General features: G+C 73.5%; 18 protein-coding genes and 1 tRNA gene. 9 read left to right on the forward strand and 10 right to left on the reverse strand.

What is annotated here, in order from left to right; all coding sequences use genetic code 11:
- Positions 1-88 precede the first annotated feature (88 nt).
- The 3 genes from trxA (at position 89) to ACQ5SO_RS06495 (ending at position 1,688) form a co-directional block, all read left to right on the forward strand.
- Positions 89-409 (forward strand): thioredoxin, encoded by a 321-nt coding sequence (gene trxA / locus ACQ5SO_RS06485; RefSeq protein WP_430940769.1) that lies wholly within the window; start codon positions 89-91, stop codon positions 407-409.
- 142 nt (positions 410-551) lie between these two features.
- Positions 552-1,475 (forward strand): alpha/beta hydrolase, encoded by a 924-nt coding sequence (locus ACQ5SO_RS06490; RefSeq protein WP_430940770.1) that lies wholly within the window; start codon positions 552-554, stop codon positions 1,473-1,475.
- 138 nt (positions 1,476-1,613) lie between these two features.
- A tRNA-Val gene (locus ACQ5SO_RS06495) sits at positions 1,614-1,688 on the forward strand.
- A 185-nt stretch (positions 1,689-1,873) separates the two neighbouring features.
- Here the strand turns inward: ACQ5SO_RS06495 and ACQ5SO_RS06500 are convergent.
- From ACQ5SO_RS06500 to ACQ5SO_RS06515, 4 genes are all read right to left on the reverse strand, one after another.
- Positions 1,874-2,614, reverse strand: coding sequence for an alanyl-tRNA editing protein (locus ACQ5SO_RS06500; RefSeq protein WP_430940771.1), 741 nt, complete (start codon positions 2,612-2,614; stop codon positions 1,874-1,876).
- A complete protein-coding gene (locus ACQ5SO_RS06505) occupies positions 2,611-5,715 on the reverse strand; it encodes a DUF3772 domain-containing protein (RefSeq protein WP_430940772.1) in 3,105 nt (1,034 codons plus the stop codon). Before ACQ5SO_RS06505 ends, ACQ5SO_RS06500 begins: the two co-directional genes overlap by 4 nt.
- 189 nt (positions 5,716-5,904) lie before the next feature.
- A complete protein-coding gene (locus ACQ5SO_RS06510) occupies positions 5,905-6,951 on the reverse strand; it encodes a cysteine synthase A (protein WP_430940773.1) in 1,047 nt (348 codons plus the stop codon).
- Between the two features lie 262 nt (positions 6,952-7,213).
- A complete protein-coding gene (locus ACQ5SO_RS06515; protein WP_430940774.1) occupies positions 7,214-8,386 on the reverse strand; it encodes an NUDIX domain-containing protein in 1,173 nt (390 codons plus the stop codon).
- Between the two features lie 303 nt (positions 8,387-8,689).
- Between ACQ5SO_RS06515 and ACQ5SO_RS06520 the strand changes: the two genes are divergently transcribed.
- The 3 genes from ACQ5SO_RS06520 to ACQ5SO_RS06530 all read left to right on the forward strand — a co-directional run bounded on the left by ACQ5SO_RS06520 (position 8,690) and on the right by ACQ5SO_RS06530 (position 11,071).
- Complete coding sequence (locus tag ACQ5SO_RS06520; protein ID WP_430940775.1) at positions 8,690-9,361, forward strand: ChrR family anti-sigma-E factor; 672 nt, start codon at positions 8,690-8,692, stop codon at positions 9,359-9,361.
- Between the two features lie 123 nt (positions 9,362-9,484).
- Positions 9,485-10,150: a DUF6134 family protein gene (locus tag ACQ5SO_RS06525; protein ID WP_430940776.1), complete on the forward strand. Its 666-nt coding sequence runs from the start codon at positions 9,485-9,487 to the stop codon at positions 10,148-10,150.
- Positions 10,151-10,300: 150 nt separating this feature from the next.
- Entirely contained in the window at positions 10,301-11,071 is a 771-nt protein-coding gene (locus ACQ5SO_RS06530; protein ID WP_430940777.1) for an SDR family NAD(P)-dependent oxidoreductase, read from the forward strand.
- On the opposite strand, the gene ACQ5SO_RS06535 is transcribed toward ACQ5SO_RS06530, so the two are convergent.
- The 5 genes from ACQ5SO_RS06535 to pyk all read right to left on the reverse strand — a co-directional run bounded on the left by ACQ5SO_RS06535 (position 11,043) and on the right by pyk (position 14,200).
- Positions 11,043-11,564 (reverse strand): AAA family ATPase, encoded by a 522-nt coding sequence (locus ACQ5SO_RS06535; RefSeq protein WP_430940778.1) that lies wholly within the window; start codon positions 11,562-11,564, stop codon positions 11,043-11,045. The two genes, ACQ5SO_RS06530 and ACQ5SO_RS06535, sit on opposite strands and share 29 nt — an antisense overlap.
- Positions 11,565-11,671: 107 nt before the next feature.
- Positions 11,672-12,031: a 50S ribosomal protein L20 gene (rplT, locus tag ACQ5SO_RS06540; RefSeq protein WP_430940779.1), complete on the reverse strand. Its 360-nt coding sequence runs from the start codon at positions 12,029-12,031 to the stop codon at positions 11,672-11,674.
- A 29-nt stretch (positions 12,032-12,060) separates the two neighbouring features.
- The gene (rpmI, locus tag ACQ5SO_RS06545) at positions 12,061-12,261 is read right to left on the reverse strand and encodes a 50S ribosomal protein L35 (protein ID WP_430940780.1); all 201 of its coding nucleotides are present in this window, start codon (positions 12,259-12,261) and stop codon (positions 12,061-12,063) included.
- Between the two features lie 198 nt (positions 12,262-12,459).
- The gene (locus ACQ5SO_RS06550) at positions 12,460-12,696 is read right to left on the reverse strand and encodes a hypothetical protein (protein WP_430940781.1); all 237 of its coding nucleotides are present in this window, start codon (positions 12,694-12,696) and stop codon (positions 12,460-12,462) included.
- Between the two features lie 58 nt (positions 12,697-12,754).
- Positions 12,755-14,200 (reverse strand): pyruvate kinase, encoded by a 1,446-nt coding sequence (pyk, locus tag ACQ5SO_RS06555; protein WP_430940782.1) that lies wholly within the window; start codon positions 14,198-14,200, stop codon positions 12,755-12,757.
- A 380-nt stretch (positions 14,201-14,580) separates the two neighbouring features.
- Between pyk and ACQ5SO_RS06560 the strand changes: the two genes are divergently transcribed.
- The 3 genes from ACQ5SO_RS06560 to ACQ5SO_RS06570 all read left to right on the forward strand — a co-directional run bounded on the left by ACQ5SO_RS06560 (position 14,581) and on the right by ACQ5SO_RS06570 (position 16,267).
- Positions 14,581-15,384, forward strand: coding sequence for an N-formylglutamate amidohydrolase (locus ACQ5SO_RS06560; protein ID WP_430940783.1), 804 nt, complete (start codon positions 14,581-14,583; stop codon positions 15,382-15,384).
- Between the two features lie 95 nt (positions 15,385-15,479).
- Complete coding sequence (locus ACQ5SO_RS06565; protein ID WP_430940784.1) at positions 15,480-15,806, forward strand: DUF1244 domain-containing protein; 327 nt, start codon at positions 15,480-15,482, stop codon at positions 15,804-15,806.
- Positions 15,807-15,988: 182 nt separating this feature from the next.
- Positions 15,989-16,267: a DUF2312 domain-containing protein gene (locus ACQ5SO_RS06570; RefSeq protein WP_430940785.1), complete on the forward strand. Its 279-nt coding sequence runs from the start codon at positions 15,989-15,991 to the stop codon at positions 16,265-16,267.
- Positions 16,268-16,519: 252 nt separating this feature from the next.
- On the opposite strand, the gene ACQ5SO_RS06575 is transcribed toward ACQ5SO_RS06570, so the two are convergent.
- Positions 16,520-16,849 (reverse strand): antibiotic biosynthesis monooxygenase family protein, encoded by a 330-nt coding sequence (locus ACQ5SO_RS06575; RefSeq protein ID WP_430940786.1) that lies wholly within the window; start codon positions 16,847-16,849, stop codon positions 16,520-16,522.
- Positions 16,850-17,136 lie beyond the last annotated feature (287 nt).

Consider the following 17,136-nt stretch of genomic DNA (forward strand, 5'->3'; position numbering starts at 1 on the left):
CTGCAAGGCGGCGCCCATGGAACAAGCCGCCGCGCCCGCCCCCAGGGGCCCGCGCGGCGGCCCCGACACCCTGAACAGGAGAGCCGAGATGGCCACGTCCCCCGTCACCGATTCCAGCTTCGAAGAAAACGTGATCTCCGCCGACGCCCCCGTCGTCGTGGATTTCTGGGCCGAGTGGTGCGGCCCCTGCAAACAGATCGGCCCGTCGCTCGAGGAAATCTCGGAAGAGCTCTCGGGCAAGGTGAAGATCGTCAAGCTCAACGTCGACGACAACCCCAACGCCGCCGCCCGCTACGGCATCCGCGGCATCCCCACGCTGCTGCTGTTCAAGGACGGCCAGGTCAGCGCCAACCTGTCGGGCGCCCGTCCGAAGTCGGCGCTGAAATCGTGGATCGAAGACAACATCTGATCTGGCGCAAGGTTCCGGGTTTCGACCCGGGATACAGTCGGAGGACCGGGCGCGCCGGACGCGCCCGGTTCCGACAGCCGGATCCTGCACGCCGCCCCCGGTCCGCAGGACCCGGCGCAGCCACGCGGGAGACCGGCGAGAGATGACCAACGTAACGCATATCCACGCCGCCGCCGCGCCCCGAACCGGGTCGGCGGCGGCCTGCGTTCCGGGGGCCGGGTCCTTCGACGGGCGCCTTCTGGGCGTCGGCGACTGGGACGCGGCCTATGACAACCGCGGCGCGGTGCCCGAATTCGACGGCATCCTGGCGGAGTGGGAGCGCGACGCCCCCGCCTTCCGCGCCGAGATGGCCGCCGCCGGGCGCGCGCGGCTCGACCGCCCCTACGGCGACGGCGCGCGCGAGAAGTTCGATTTGTTCCTGCCCGAGGGCGCGCCGCGGGGGCTGGCGCTGTTCATCCATGGCGGCTGGTGGATGCGGTTCGACCGCACGCTGTTCTCGCATCTCGCCGCCGGGGCCGTGGCGCGCGGCTGGGCCGCCGCCCTGCCCTCCTATCCCCTCGCGCCCGGAACGCCGGTCAGCGCCATCACCCGCGCCGCCGCCCGCTTCGTCGCCGCCGCCGCGGTCACGGTCCCCGAGGGCTGCATCGCGCTGGCGGGCCATTCCGCGGGCGGGCACCTCGCCGCCCGCATGGTCTGCGCCGACCAGCGCCACCCGCCGGGGGTGGCCGAGCGGATCGCGCGCTGCGTGACCGTCTCGGGGGTGCATGACCTGCGCCCGCTGCTGGCCGCGGGGGTGGGCCCCGAGCTGCGCCTGTCCGAGGCAGAGGCCGCCGCGGAATCGCCCGCGCTGCTGCGCCCCGCCCCGAACACCCGCCTGCTGGCCTGGGTCGGCGGCGACGAGCTGCCGGAGTTCCGCCGCCAGTCGGCGCTGCTGGCCAATGCGTGGCGCGGGCTCGGCGCCCTCACCGCCTTCGCCGAGGCGCCGGGGCGCAACCATTTCGACGTGATCGAGGGGTTTTCGCGCCCCAACACGGCGCTGACCGAGGCGTTCCTGGGCGGTCTCTGACGCCGTTCGGACGCCCCTGGAAACCCGTGCCGGAAGCGGGTTCGCGGGCGGCGGAAAAAACTTCGGGGCGGCGCGAAAAAACCTGCGCAAGGGCGCTTGACGCCGGTCGCCGCCCCCTATATCCACCGCTGCACCGGCGGGCGCGTAGCTCAGTGGGAGAGCACTTCGTTGACATCGAAGGGGTCGCTGGTTCAATCCCAGCCGCGCCCACCATTCCCCTCCCAGGAATGGATCCGCCGCCCCCGGAGGGGGAGACGAGAGCCGCAGAAGAAAAGGCCGACCCCGCGGGGTCGGCCTTTTTCGTTTCCCCGTCACGGACCACCTCGCGCCACGCCCGGAGCGGCGCGCGAAGGCGCAGGGCGCGGGGCCCCCGAAGGGGCCCCGGGCGGGCGCCGACCTCAGCCGAGGTGAATCGCCACCCGCCGGTTCTGCTTGCCCTTCTTCTCGACCTTGCCGACCCGCAGCGCGCCGATCTCCCCGGTCCGGCGCACATGGGTGCCGCCGCAGGGCTGGAGGTCCACCGTCGCGTCCCCCGACCCGATCCGCACCAGCCGGATCCGCCCCGAGCCGCGCGGCGGCTGCACCGACATGGTCTTCACCAGCCCCGGATTGGCGTCGAGCTCCTCGTCCGTGATCCACTCCTCGCTCACCACGTGGTCCCCGGCGACCAGCGCATCGAGCGCCGCCTGCACCGCCTCCTTGTCCGGGGCGTCCGGCATGTCGAAGTCGAGCCGCCCCTTCTCCGGGCCGATCTGGCCGCCCGTCACGGGCAGCGGGATCGCCACCGACAGAAGGTGCAGGCCGGTGTGGATCCTCATGCAGCCCCAGCGGAACGCCCAGTCCAGCGACTGGCGCACCGCCGTCCCCACCTCGGGCAGGGCCGAGCCCTCGGCCGGGACCAGCACGTTGCCGTCCACCTCGCCGCCCTTCACGGTGGTGGCGACGTCGCAGCCGCCGCCCTCCCAGTCGAGCCGCCCGCGGTCGCCGGGCTGGCCGCCGCCCGCCGGGTAGAAGATCGAGCGGTCGAGCACGATCCCCCCCTCGGGCGTCAGCGCGGTCACCACCGCCGCGGCCTCCTTCAGGTAGGCGTCCTCGCGGAACAGGGGCTGCGTCGCCATCGCGGTCGTCTCCCCGGTCATCGCGCCTCTCCCGCTTCGCCGTCGCCGTCGGCGTCGCCGTCCTGGTCCGGGCCGCGCTCCCCGACCGGGCGCGGATCGGTCTCGGGCGGCTTCGGGGCGGCGGGGCGGGCCGGGCTCAGCGGCGCGCCGCCGCCGCCCTGCGTCCCGCCGCCCGAGACCGGCGCGGCGCCGGCCGAGAACGCGGTCTCCATCGCGTCGACCACGCCCTTGCCGATGGCCGAGCCGAGCGCCTCGGGGTTGCGCACGTGCAGGTCGCGCTGCGCGAAGGGAATCTCGATCCCCGCCTCGCGGAAACGGCGCTCGATCTCGAAATGCATGTGCGACTTCACCGCCAGGACCTGGCCGATGTCGCGCAGGATGCAGCGGATCTCGAAGTTCAGGCTGTCGGCGCCGAACTCCAGGAACAGGATCTGAGGGGCCGGGTAGCGCAGCACCGCCGAATGCGTGGTCGACACCTCCTCGAGGATGTCGCGCACCTTCTCCACGTCCGCGCCATAGGCGACGCCGACGGGCACCATCAGGCGGCCGACATTGTTGCCATGGGTCATGTTCATGACCGGAGAGGAGATCAGGTCGCCGTTCGGCACGATGTAGGCGGCGCGGTCGAAGGTCTCGATCTCGGTCGCGCGGACCGAGATCTTCTTCACCGTGCCGTGGGTGCCGTTCACCACGATCCAGTCGCCGACCTTGATGGGCCGTTCGACCAGCAGGATGATCCCCGAGACGAAGTTGTTGACCACGTTCTGCAGGCCGAAACCGATGCCGACCGACAGGGCGCCGGCGACGATGGCGAGCGAGCTGAGGTCAAGCCCCGCGGCCGAGATCGCCGAGAGCGCGGCGATGGCGAAGCCGGCGTAGCCCGCGAAGCTGGCGATCGCGTTGCGCGCGCCGGAATCGAGCCGCGTGTTCGGCAGCACCGAGCGGCGCAGCACCGACTGCAGCAGCCGCATGATCGTGTAGACCGCCAGGAACACCAGCGCGAAGGTCAGGAAGTCCACCGGCGCGATCCGGGACTCGCCCATCTGGATCCCGCCCGAGATCACCCCCCAGGCTTCCCCGAGATCCGCGGGCCGCGCGCCCCAGATCAGCGCCAGCTCCGGCAGCAGCGCGAGGATGATGACGAAGCCCGCGAAGATCGGGATCAGCCGCAGGCCGCCCGCCGCGGGGGCGCCCTCGGCCCCGCCCGCCTCGCCCTCGTCGCCGTCCGAGAGATAGCCCTCGACGCCGTCGCGGATCATGGTGAACAGAAGCACGCCCGCCGCCAGCAGCCCCACGGTCATCACCGTCGGGAAGAAGGCGTAGCGCGAGGCGGCGAAGTACCCGGCCAGCGAGGCCGCGACCGACCCCAGCGCCACGGCGCGCATGAAGAAGGACCCGAGCTTCAGCAGGCGCCGGCCCAGCGCGGGGGCCTCGTCCTCGTCCGCCGGGCGCTGGTAGGCGGCGATGTCGTCCTCGCCGGGCTTGTCCGCCTCGGCCTTGGCCGCGTCGCCCTTGGGCGCCACGAGGCCCGCGAGGCCCCACATGAACACCGCGCCGAACAGCAGCACGCACAGGTTCAGGACCGCGAGCACCTCCTGGCTGTAGCCGAAGGCCTCGCCCGCGCCGACCAGGATCTGGTCGGCGGCATAGGCGGTCCCGAGGCCCAGCGCGCAGATCGCGCCGCGGCTCGCCTCGGCGTCGCCGAGCACCGAGTGACGGAAGCGCGGGGCGGAGGGCGAGTAATAGGCCCGCCCGATGGCGTGCCCGGCGATCAGCACGCCGAGGCCCATGGCGGTGTAGTTCAGAAGCTCGATCCCCCGGCGGCCGAGGAAATCGCCATAGATCAGGCCGAAGTAGCACAGCGCCAGCGCCGCGGCGGGGGCGATCAGCCGGGTGACGGCGATCAGCGCGCCGACGGCCACGAGACGGCCGCGGCCCGCATCCTCGGGGGCCGCGCGCTCCAGCGCCGCGACCACGCGGCGGCGGGCGAAGACGCCGATGCCCAGCGCCAGCAGCACCGCGGCGATGAACAGCGGCACGCGCGCCTCGCGCTCCTTCTGCCGGACGGGATCGTTCAGCGCCTCGGTCAGCTCGCCCGCGACGTGGTGCGCGAAGTCGAGCGGCCCCTCGAGCGCGCCGGTCCAGGCGGCGGGGTTGAACGGGGTCGGCCCGCGGGTGGCGAGCTGTTCGGCGAAGCGGTCTCGGATCAGCCCGTCGATCTGGCTGATCAGGGCGTCGGCGCGGGCGGCGGCGAGGTCGCCCTGCCGCGCGCGCGAATCAAGCTGCGCGATCAGCGTCTCGAGCGTCTGGCGCTCGGCGGCGGTCTCCCGCGGCTCCTCGCCGTTTTCGGGCGCCGGGCCGAGGGCCTCGAGCTGGGCGCGCAGCGGGTCGCCCGCGACGCGGGCCTGGCGGGCGAGCTCGGTCGCGGCGGCGCGGTCCTCGGTCAGCCGCTCGCGCAGAAGCTCCATGGCGGGGGTCGAGGCGCGGCCCTCGTTCACCGCGTCGGCGGCGCGGGCGGCGCTCGCCTCCCACTCCTTGATCCGGGCGCGGACCTCGGCGGTGCGCTCCTCGGACAGGGCCGGGTTGGAGGCGGCGGCGATGCTGAGCACCTCGGCCAGCTCGGCCTCGGTTGGCGGACCGGTGGGGGCGGCGGCCTGCGCGGCGGCCTCAGCCTCGGCGGCGGCTTCCTCGGCGGCGGCGGCGCGGGCCTCCTGGGTGCCGGCCTGGCCGCCCGAGGGGGCCTCGGCGGTCGCCGCGTCGGCCGGGGCGGCGTCGGCGGGCGTGGCGGCGGCGTCGGACGCAGCGGCCCCGGCGTCGGTTTCCGCGGCGGCGTCGGCGTCGGGCGCGACGATCTCGGTCGGCGACGCGGCCTCGGCGGCGGCGGCCTGGGCGGCTTCCTCGACCGCGGCGCCGATGGCCTCCAGCGGCGCGGCGGCGGGCAGCTCCGAGACGCCGCCCTGCCCGGTGGCGATGCCGCGCACCGGCGCGGCGGGGGCCGGGGCCGCGGTCTCGGCCGTCTGGGCCAGGGCCCCGGTCGACGGGGCGATAAGGGACGGGGCGCAGACGCCCAGCGCCGCGACGAGGGCCAGGGCCGCCGTCGACGATGCGCGAAGAATTCTCATTGTGTCGCTCGTTCCTGCAAACAAAGTGTCCGTGCCAAGGATGAAGCGTTTCGCGCCCGGGTCAAACCCCGGATCGCGCCGGAAACCCGTGCTGCGGGCGCCCGCCGCAGCCCCTGCACGCAAAAGGGGCGCGGCCTTCGCAGGCCGCGCCCCCGTTTCTCAATTCATCGCGCCCCGGGCGCGGGCCGCTCAGGCCTCCTCGAACACCTTCGGGATGTCCGCGCGCTTCGCCGCCTCTTCCAGCCAGTCGGGCGTCGGCAGGCCCTTTTCGCGCAGGAAGGCGGGGTTGAAGAGCTTGGAGGCGTAGCGGTTGCCGTAATCGCACAGCACCGTGACGATGGTCTTGCCCGGGCCAAGTTCCTTCGCCAGCCGGATCGCGCCCGCCACGTTCACGCCCGAGGACCCGCCGAGGCAGAGCCCCTCTTCCTGCAGCAGGTCGAAGACGATCGGCAGCGCCTCCTCGTCCGGGATCTGGAACGGGTGATCGACGGTCAGCCCCTCGAGGTTGGCGGTGATGCGGCCCTGGCCGATGCCCTCGGTGATCGAGCCGCCCTCGGAGGCGAATTCCCCGGTGGTGTAGTAGGAGTAGAGCGCGGCGCCCATCGGATCGGCGAGGCCGATGGCGATGTTCGGGTTCTTCGCGCGCAGCCCCGCGGCCACGCCCGCCAGCGTGCCGCCCGAGCCGACGGCGCAGATGAAGCCGTCGACCTTGCCGTTCGTCTGCTCCCAGATCTCGGGCGCGGTGGCGTCGATATGGGCCTGGCGGTTGGCGGTGTTGTCGAACTGGTTCGCCCAGATGGCGCCGTTCGGTTCGGTCTTCGCCAGCTCGGCCGCGAGGCGGCCCGAGTAGCGCACGTAGTTGTTGGGGTTGCGGTAGGGGGCCGCGGGGACCTCCACCAGCTCCGCCCCGGCCAGGCGAAGCATGTCCTTCTTCTCCTGGCTCTGGGTCTCGGGGATCACGATCACGGTCTTGTAGCCGAGCGACGCGCCCACCAGCGCCAGGCCGATGCCGGTATTGCCCGCGGTGCCCTCGACGATGGTGCCGCCGGGCCGCAGCAGGCCCTTCGCCTCGGCGTCGCGGATGATCCACAGCGCGGCGCGGTCCTTCACGGACTGGCCGGGGTTCATGAACTCCGCCTTGCCCAGGATCTCGCAGCCCGTCAGCTCGGACGCCTTGCGCAGCTTGATGAGCGGCGTTTTGCCGACCGCGTCGGCGAGGTCCTTGTACACGGCCATCCCGGGTCTCCTTCCTGGCGCGAGGGGGCCGCGGCGGCCCCGTCGCATGGAGTCATAGGCGCCCCGCGCCCCGGAGGCAATCGCGGCCCCGCCGGATGCGGGACGCTGCTTCGCGCGCGGCGGGAGTCGCGGGCGTTTTTCCCGCCGGTGCGGCGGCGCAAAGACCATTTCTCCGGCGTTGAACCAAGCAGGCCGCCGCCCGAGGACGCACGTTCACCAGGCGGACGCCCCGGGGGCCAGGCGCGCAGGGCGGAGAGGGGCCTCAGCCCGCCGCCTCCCGCAGCGCCTCGCGCCGACGCGCCAGCTGCAGCAGCGAGATCATCGCAGTGGCCGAGTTCACCGCGCCCCGGTCCAGCAGCGCCATCGCCTCGTCGAAGCCGAGGCGGATCGCGGCGATGTCCTCGCCCTCTTCCTCGAGCCCGTGCACGCCCCCGGCCTCCGACAGGTCGGCGACGGCGATGTAGGAGGTGATATGCTCGGCCATCACGCCGGGCGAGGGGTAGTAGCCGCCGACGGGCTCCACCGCGTCCAGCTCCAGCCCCGCCTCCTCCAGCGCCTCGCGCCGCGCCGCGGCCTCGGCGGATTCGTCCGCGTCGAGCCGCCCGGCGATCACTTCCAGGGGCCAGGGATGGGCGTCGCCGCGCGCGTGCGGCCCGGCGCGCCACTGGGCGATCAGCAGCACCTCGTCGCGCGCCGGGTCGTAGGGCAGCACGGTGACGGCGTCGCCGGAGACGAAGGCGGCGCGCGTCAGGGGGGCGGACAACCCGCCCCCGAAGGTCTCGTGCCGCACCTCCATCGCCTCGATCCCGAAATAGGAGGCATAGGGGCGGGTGAGCGTCTCGGTCACCGCCCGCCTGGGCGGGTTCTCCATCACCGCTTCGGCGCCGACGGGGGGCGCGCCCTCGGCGCGGGCGGCGTTCTCGCGCCCCGCGCGCACCCGGGCGCGGGCGCGGTTCTTGATGCCGGGCCACATCGACAGGTCGGACCAGTCCACGCCCTGCTCGTAGAGCGCCATGATCTCGGCCGCGCATTCAAGCATCAGCGGCCGGTCGGTGTTGCGCCAGTCCTCGTAGGACCAGTCCGGGCCGGGGGCGAGCCTGGCGCGCGGGAAGAAGGCCTGCGCCTCCACCGCGCCATCGGCGGTGCGCACGGCGACGGGGCGCAGCTCGAACTCCTCCTCGTCCTCGAAGAACACCAGCCGGGCGGCCTCGGCCTCGTCGCGCGCGGCCATGATCGCGCCCTGCGCGGCGGCGCCCTCGCGCTCCACCAGGCAGGGGAACGCCTCGTCCAGCACGTGCACCGCGGCGAAGCCGTCCAGGGTGGCGGGGGTCAGCTCCAGCGTCTCGGCGGGACGTCCGGCCACAATGGAAAGCAGTTCCGGCGCTTGCAAAGACCCGTAGAAGAAGAAAGGCGGCTGTGGCATGACGAAATCCATGGGACTGGCGCGGCCCGCCCGCAGGATCGCTTTTCGCACGAAAAGTCGAAAAGCGACTCCCCGCGGGTGATCCGGGAAGGTCCGCGCGGCGTATCACAGCCGAGAAGTCGGAGCGAGGCGCAGCTTGCCCCCCGCCGCATCCCGAAGCGGAGGCGGATGGGGGCGCCGGGCGCGCAGCGCGTCCGGCGCCGGGGATCCGGGCGCATCCGCGCCCCGTCCCGGCCCCGCGAAGCCCCGCCCCGGCGGGATCCGGCGCGCGCCCCGGCGCGCCGCCGGAGAAGAGAGAGGAGCGACGAGACGCGCATGAACCACGCGGTTCTGCACGACGAGATCCTGGCCGGATACGCCTCCGGCGCCCTGCCCCCGGGCATGGCGCTGCTCGCGGCCGCCCAGCTGACCTTCTCGCCCGCCGCACGCGCCCGCGTCGCGGCCTATGAAAGCGTGTGCGGCGCGCTGCTCGAAGACGCGGCGCCGCTCACCGTCGCCCCGCCGTCGCTGGACGCGGCGCTGGCCATGCTCGACGGCGCGGCGCAGCTTCCCGCCGCCGCGGCCCCCGACGACATCCTGCCCCCGCCGGGCCGCCGCGCGGCGGCCGACAGCGTCATGCCCGCCTGCCTGCGCGAGGCGCTGGGGGTGGACGAGACCACGGCGCCCTGGTCGTTCCGCCTGCCCGGCCTCTCGGAGGCCGTGTTCGACGGGTTCGAGGGAGAGGAAGTGTCGATGCTGCGCGCCCGCCCCGGGGCGCCGATCTTCTCGCACACCCATGAAGGGGTGGAGGCGACGCTGGTCCTGTCCGGCGCGCTCGAGGAACGAGGCCAGGTCTACCGGCGCGGCGACGTCGCGCTGGCGACCCCCGAGGTCGACCACCGCCCGCGGATCCTGGACGAGGGGCAGTGCATCTGCTTCGTGGTCAACACCGGCAAGCTGCGCTTCACCGGCCCGTTCTCGCGCGCGCTCAACCTCCTGGCGGAATGACGCGGGCGGGCCGCACGTCTTACGTGTGATTGACGCCGCCTTCACGGTTTTGCGAGACCCGATGATCCGCCCGGCCCGGCCCTGCGTATTCCCCGCAGACAGACCGTTGCCGGAGCCGATCCCATGATCCTCGACCGTCGCGCCTTCCTGGCGGGGACCTGCTGCGTCGCGCTGACGCCGCCCGCCGCCCTCGCCGCGTCCGACCGCCGCTTCGCGATCCTGCGCGGCAGCGACGAGGTCGGCGCCCAGCGGCTGTCCGTGCGCCGGACCCCGGAGGGGATCGAGGCGCGGACCGAGATCGACATCGCCGTGCGCTTCCTCGGCATCGCCGCCTATCGCTACACCCTGTCCTCGACCGAGCTGTGGCAGGGCGGGCGGCTGGTCGCGCTCGACGCCTCCAGCGACGATGACGGCGAGGCGGGCTTCGTGCGCGCGCGGGCCGAGGGCGAGCGGTTGCGGGTCGACGGCAGCGGGTTCGAGGGGACGCTCGACCGGTTCTGCGTCCCCACCAGCTACTGGTCCAAGGACTTCACCCGGCGGCGCACCTGGATCAGCACCCAGACGGGCGTCCCGCTGAAGGTCGCCTGCGCCACCACCGGCGCGGTCCAGGTGGACGGCCCGCGCGGGCCGATCGCCGCCGAGCGCTGGCTGGTGACCGGCGAGCTGGAGCTGGAGCTGTACTACGCCGGGGACGAGTGGGTCGGCAGCGCCTTCGAGGCGGGCGGCGAGCAGGCCGCCATCGCGCCGCGCGTCCTGGCGGGAGAGCTGCCGCGGCTGGGCGAAACCTGACGCCCCGACGCGGGGGGGGTGGGGGGCGCGCCGCGGCCCGCACGCCCCCCACCCTGCCCGCCCGTCTCGAATTCGCGCGCCATCGCCCCACCTCGTGGGGCCGACCGCAGCGCGCGCCGCCCCATCGCGGCGCCGAACCAAGGAGGTTTCATGTCCGTGTTCGACCAGATCGCCCGCCCCGCGGACGGCCACGCCTGGATCACCGGCGGCTCGGCCGGGATCGGCCGGGCCGTGACCCTGCGGCTGGTGGATCGCGGCTGGACCGTCCATGTCACCGCCCGCGACCCCGAGGCGCTGGAGGCGCTCGCCGCCGAGCGTCCCGGCAGGATCATCCCCCGCCCGGGCGACGTGACCGACCGCGCCCGGATGGCCGAGATCGTGGAGCAGATCGAGGCCGAGGCCCCGCTGGCGCTCGTGCTGCTCAACGCCGGGGTCTACAAGCCGATGAAGGCGCAGGAGTTCGACGCGGCGGTAGCGCGGCTGATGTTCGACGTGAACCTCGGCGGCGTTGCCAACGGGCTCGACCCCGTGCTCAAGGCGATGATCGCGCGCGGCAAGGGGCACGTCGCGCTGACCGCCTCGGTGGCGGGCTATGGCGGGCTGCCCGAGGCCTGCGCCTACTCGGCCACCAAGGCGGGGCTGATCGCGATGGCGGAATCGCTGGCGCTGGACCTGGTGGAGCTCGGGGTGCGGATCTCGGTCGTGAACCCCGGCTTCGTGGAGACCGAGGCGACGAAGGTCAACGACTTCGAGATGCCGTTCCTGATGCAGCCCGGGGAGGCCGCGGACCGGATCGTCGCGGGGCTGGAGCGCCCGGGCTTCGAGATCGTGTTCCCCCGCCGCTTCGCCTGGTTCCTGCGGGCGCTGAACGCGCTGCCGAACCGTTGGAAGTTCAAGGCGTGGAAGAAGATGGGGGCGTAAGGGCCGCCGCGATCCGCGCGGCGGCCTGGTGCGGCGTCAGCGCGGCGGCGTCGATCCGCAGCACGGGGCGGGCATGGGGGCGATAGTCCCGCGCCAGCACGGCGTGCCAGTCCGGGCCCCCGCCTGTCGCCGCGCGGCGGGTCTCGACCCGGCGGCGATGCTCGGCCTCATCCGAGCAGAGGATCTCCACGTCCAGCGCCCGCGCCCCGGCCTCGGCGGCGACGCCGCGCCAGGCGTCGCGGGTCAGCTCCCACGGGTTGACCATGTCGGCGATGACGATGCGCCCGAGGGAGAGGTTGTCGCGCGCCGCCGCCATCGCCGCGGCATAGCCCGCGTCCTCGATCCGGGTCAGCTTCAGCGAACAGCTCCGCAGCGCGTCCTCGATGCTGTCGATCCGCAGCCAGAAGGCCCCCGTCCGCGCCGCCAGCGCCCGCGCCGCGGCGCTCTTGCCCACGCCCGACCGGCCCGAGAGGATGACGAGGACGGGATCCATGCGCGGTCCTTTCCCGGCGGAGGGGAGGAGAATCGAAAAGGCCCGGCGCGATCGCTCGCGCCGGGCCTTGTTCTTCACGCCGCGGGCCGAAGCCCCGGCACGGCGCCTCAGAGGGCGGCCTTCGCCTGGGCCACGATCGCCGCGAAGGCGGCGGGCTCGCGGATGGCGAGGTCGGACAGGACCTTGCGGTCGACCTCGATGCCGGCCTTGTTCAGGCCGTTGATGAAGGTCGAGTAGGTCATGTCCGCGTCGACGGCGCGCACGCCGGCGTTGATGCGCTGGATCCAGAGCGCGCGGAAGGTCCGCTTGCGCGCCTTGCGGTCGCGGGTCTGGTACTGCAGCGCCTTGTCGACCGCCTGGGTGGCGACGCGGAAGACGTTCTTGCGACGGCCGTAATAGCCTTTGGCGGCGTCGCGGACTTTCTTGTGACGGGCGTGGGCGGTGACGCCGCGCTTCACTCGGGACATGCTTGAAACTCCTCTAGATCAGCGTGGGATCAACGACCGTAGGGCAGGAAGCCCTTGACGATCTTGGCGTCGGCCTCGGCCAGCACGGTGGTGCCGCGGGCCTGGCGGATGAACTTGTTCGTCCGCTTGATCATGCCGTGGCGCTTGCCGGCCTGGCCGCCGATGACCTTGCCGCTGGCGCTGATCTTGAAGCGCTTCTTGGCGCTCGACTTCGTCTTCATCTTGGGCATTTGACACTCCGTTATCCGGATGCGCGCCCGGGGGCGCGGTTCTGGGACGACGCGGCAGCCCTTACGGCCGGCCGACCCGGTTCGGAGCCGCGCTGATACAGGAGCGGCGGGGCGATGGCAAGGGGGCCCGGGGGGGGGGGGTCCTGCGCGGGGCCGGGAGACGGCGTGCAGCAGTGGTCCCGGCGGGGCGCCGCCGCCCTAGCGCGCCAGCGCCTGCAGCTCCCGCGCCAGGGCCGCGAAGGCCGAGACGATGGCGGGCAGGCTGACCCCGTGGGGCGATCCGAAATGGGCGTAGAGAAGGGCCGCGCCGCCGAGGCCGAGGACCACGAGCGCGGAGCCCGCGCCCTCTCCGTCCACCTGTCTGCGGACCGATTGCAGCCCGCCGATGACGACGAGAATGCAGCCGATGACGAGAAAACTCTGAAACGCAGTCACGCGCGCCTCCCCGCCCCGCAGTCCGGGGGCGGGAAGACGCGCGCGGTCTGCGGGGGCGTTACTCCGGCTCCCCCTCGAAGATCAGCTTTTCACGGCAGGGCGCGACCCGCAAGATGTTGGTCGAGCCGGGCGTGTTGAACGGGATGCCCGCGATCACGACGATTCGGTCCTCCTCGCCCGCGAAGCCGGCCTCGCGCGCCGCGCGGGCGGCCGAGACGACGGCGAGCTTGAAGCGCTCCACCTCGTGGGTGTGGATGCAGTGCAGGCCCCAGACGAGGCCGAGCCGCCGCGCGGTGGCCAGGAACGGGGTCAGCGCCACGATCGGCACCCGCGGGCGTTCGCGCGCGGACAGGATCGCGGTGGTGCCGTGATGCGTGAAGCAGCAGATCGCGGCGACCTCGGTGGTCTCGGCCACCTCGCGCGCGGCGGCGACGATGGCGTCGTTCACCCGGGTGCGCGACTTGGAGCGCGTGGCCTCCATCCGCTCGCGCCAGTAGGGGTCGTGCTCGACCTCCACCGCCACGTCGTTCATCGTCTTCACCGCTTCGACCGGGAACTTGCCGGCGGCGGATTCGGCCGAGAGCATCACCGCGTCGGCGCCGTGATAGATGGCGGTGGCGACGTCCGAGACCTCGGCGCGGGTCGGGACCGGCGCGTTGATCATGCTCTCGAGCATCTGGGTGGCGACGATCACCGGCTTGCCCCGCTCGCGGCAGGCGGCGAGCAGGCGGCGCTGGATCGGCGGCACCTGGGTGATCGGCATCTCGACGCCGAGATCGCCGCGGGCGACCATGATGCCGTCCGCCTCGTCCAGGATCGGGTCGATCGCGGCGACGGCGGCGGGCTTCTCGATCTTGGCGACCACGGCGGCGCGCCCGGCGGCGAGCTGCTTGCACTCGATCACGTCCTCGGGGCGCTGCACGAAGGACATGGCGAGCCAGTCGACCCCGAGGCCGCAGACGAATTCGAGGTCCTTGCGGTCCTTGTCGGTCAGCGCGGGGATCGGCAGCACGACGTCGGGGACGTTGACGCCCTTGCGGTCGGAGATGACGCCGCCGACCTCGACCTCGCAATCGGCCGACATGTCGTCGCAGCGGGTGACGCGCAGGCGGATGGCGCCGTCATTGACCAGCAGGCGCGCGCCGGGCTCCAGCGCCTCGAAGATCTCGGGATGCGGCAGGCGCACGCGGGTCGCGTCGCCCTCGGCTTCGTCGAGGTCGAGGCGGAAGGCGTCGCCGGCCTTCAGCTCCTGCGGGCCGTCCTTGAACGTGCCGACGCGGAGCTTGGGCCCCTGCAGGTCGGCGAGGATGCAGATCGGGCGGTTCAGCTCGTGCTCGATCTCGCGGATGATCCGGTGCCGCTCGGCGATCTCCTCGTGCTGTCCGTGGGACATGTTGAGGCGGAACACGTCCGCGCCCGCTTCGAACAGGCTGCGGATGGTTGCGCGGGAGGAGGACGCGGGGCCCAGGGTGGCGACGATCTTGACGTGTCTGCGGCGTCGCATGGGATCCTCTTTGGATGAGGTGTCTGTGGCGGGAGGGCGGCGCCGGAAGCGGCGCACGTCCCCTCGGGTCGTGCGGGGGCGCCCCTCCTCCGGGCAAGCCGGGGGCGGGCGCGAATGTCGGGCCGCCCCAAGATATAGCAGGCCGCGCCCGCGCAGGGGATTGAAAAGGGGGCAAGATTGCTGCGGATGCGCGCGGCGGGGGGTCACATGCTTTCGCCCTGCATTCATTATCGCGGCAGGATCCGGGACGCCGGCGCGGCGGCGCCCCGCGCGGGGGGCAGGCGGCGGGGCGCCGCCTTGCCCCCCGCCCCGCGCGCGGTATGTTCCAACCGGGCAGCCGCCCAGCCCCCGCCCCCTTCCCTGCCCGACCGGAGCGCCCCATGCCCTCGATGCCCGCCTACGAGATCGCCAACGAGGACGGCGACCCCGCCCTGCTGCTGCTGTGCGATCACGCCTCGAACGCCGTCCCGCGCGAGGTGAACGGCGGCGATCTCGGCCTGCCGCCCGAGGACATGGCCCGGCACATCGCCTATGACGTCGGCGCCCGCGGGCTGACGCTGAAGCTGGCGCAGCGGCTGAACGCGCCCGCCGCGCTCTCCACCTTCTCGCGGCTCGTGATCGACCCGAACCGGGGCGAGGACGACCCGACGCTGGTCATGCGCCTCTATGACGGCTCGGTCATCCCCGCCAACCGCCACGCGACGGGGCAGGAGGTGGCGGCGCGGCTCGGCGCCTGGCACCGGCCCTATCACGGCGCCATCCGCACCATGATCACCCGCGCGCAGGAACGGCTCGAGGGCGCAAGCTACGCGTCGCCCCGGCCCGCCATCATCTCGATCCATTCCTACACGCCGCAGCTGAAGAACCGCCCGCCGCGGCCCTGGCATGCCGGGGTGCTGTGGGACGAGGACGCGCGCATCGCCGGCCCGTTGATCGAGCTGCTGCGCGACGAGCCGGGCCTCGTGGTCGGCGACAACGAGCCCTATACCGGCCACCTCCAGGGCGACACGATGTGGGAGCACGGCACAAAGCGCGGCCTGCCCCACGCGCTGATCGAGGTGCGCAACGACCTGATCGCCGACGATGCGGGGCAGGAGCGATGGGCCGACATCCTCGCCCGCGCCATCCCCGCCGCCATCGCGCGGATGGAAGACGCCGCCGCCGCCGGGGCGCCCGCCGCCTGACCCGGCCCGCCGCCCCCCTCCCCTTCCGCGCCCGCAGGCGCTACATGGGGGAAAACCGCGCGCCCCGTCCCGGGCGCCGCGCACAGGAGGATCCGATGACCGACGCCCCCCTTCCCGCCGACCTCTCCGACGCCCAGCGCACCGAGATCGAGGCCGCCGTGTTCCGCCGCCTGCGCCAGCACCTGCTGGAGGAGCGCCCGGACGTGCAGAACATCGACCTGATGAACCTGTCGGGCTTTTGCCGCAACTGCCTGTCGCGCTGGTGGCAGGAAGCCGCCGCCGAGCGCGGGGTCGAGGTGGACAAGGCCGAGGCGCGCGAGATCGTCTATGGCGAGCCCTACGAGCAGTGGCGCGACAAGCACCAGTCCGAGGCCTCGGCCGAGAAGCTGGCGACCTTCGAGAAGGTCCGCCCGCAGGAGTGACCCGCCCCCCGCGTCCCCGCTTCCCCGCGCCGCGTCGCCCCGGCGCGGGGCCGCGCCCCCTTCCACGCCCGCCGGGGCTTGCCCGCGGCGCGCTCTGCGGCTAGCGTCCGCGCCCTGCCCGCACCCCTGCCGAAACCCCTTCCGGCGCCCCGACGCGCCCGCCCTGCCCGGAGGCCTATCCCATGGTCGATGACGACGACAGCTTCTCCACCACCACCGTCCACGCCAGCCAGCTGCGCAGCATCGTCGAGCGCATCGAGCGGCTTGAAGAGGAGAAGAAGGAGGTCGCCGAGCAGATCAAGGAGGTCTATGCCGAGGCCAAGGGCAACGGCTTCGACGTGAAGACCCTCCGCAAGATCGTCGCGCTGCGCAAGAAGAAGCCCGAGGAACGCACCGAGGAAGAGGCGATGCTCGACCTCTACATGCAGGCCCTCGGGATGCTGCCGGGCGGCGAGGGCTGACGCCCAAGGGGGCGGCCCGCCGCCCCCCCTTCGGACCCGCATCCCGGGACATGCAAACGCCCCGCGGCCCTCGCCGCGGGGCGTTTTCGCGTGGGCGCCCGGCGCGCCCGCTCCGGGACCGCGCCCGCGGCGGCGCAGCCGACGCTCCGCCTGCGAACGGGGGGCCTGCCCCCCCTGAGCGGGCGGAGACGCCCTCCGCCGGGGCCGACGCGCCGCCCGACGGCGCGCGCCCGGCCCCCTCGCGGCGGCGCTTCAGTCTTCGGCCCGCACGCCCTCGCCGCCCGCCACGGCCTCGAACCCCTCGAATTTCGGCGGCCCGGCATAGATGTCCCGGCTGGTCCCCGCGCCCTTGTGCGCGGCGCGGAACTGCTCCGACTTCGTCCACGCCTCGAAATCCGCGCGGGCCTTCCAGATCGTGTGCGAGGCGTAGAGCGTCAGCCCCTCCTCGGTCGGGCCGCGCAGCAGGTGGAAGGACACGAAGCCCTCCAGCTCGTGCAGGCGGCTGTCGCGGCCCTTCCAGATGGCCTCGAACTCGGCCTCGCGGCCCTCCTTGACCTGGAAACGGTTCATGGCGACGAACATGGCGGCTCCTCGTGGATTGCGGATCAGGCCGGGCAGAGTGGGGGCCGCGCCGCGCCATGGCAAGCGGGCGCCGGGCCGCGCGGGGATGCGGGCGGCAAGGCGCGCGGCCAAGGCCCCGACCGCCGGGCGTCTCCGCCCGCTCAAGGGGGGCCGCGCCCCCCGTTCGCGGGCGGAGCGCCGGCTGCGCCGCCGCGCGCGCCGCCCCACCCTGCGCGCCCCGCCCGCCGCGCCTGCATCCGGCCCCCCGCCCCTTGCCAGCGGGCCGCGCCCCCTGTATGCGGCGGCCT

This window comes from Rhodovulum sp. DZ06 (assembly GCF_050586345.1).
Taxonomy (GTDB): Bacteria; Pseudomonadota; Alphaproteobacteria; order Rhodobacterales; family Rhodobacteraceae; genus JBOCEF01.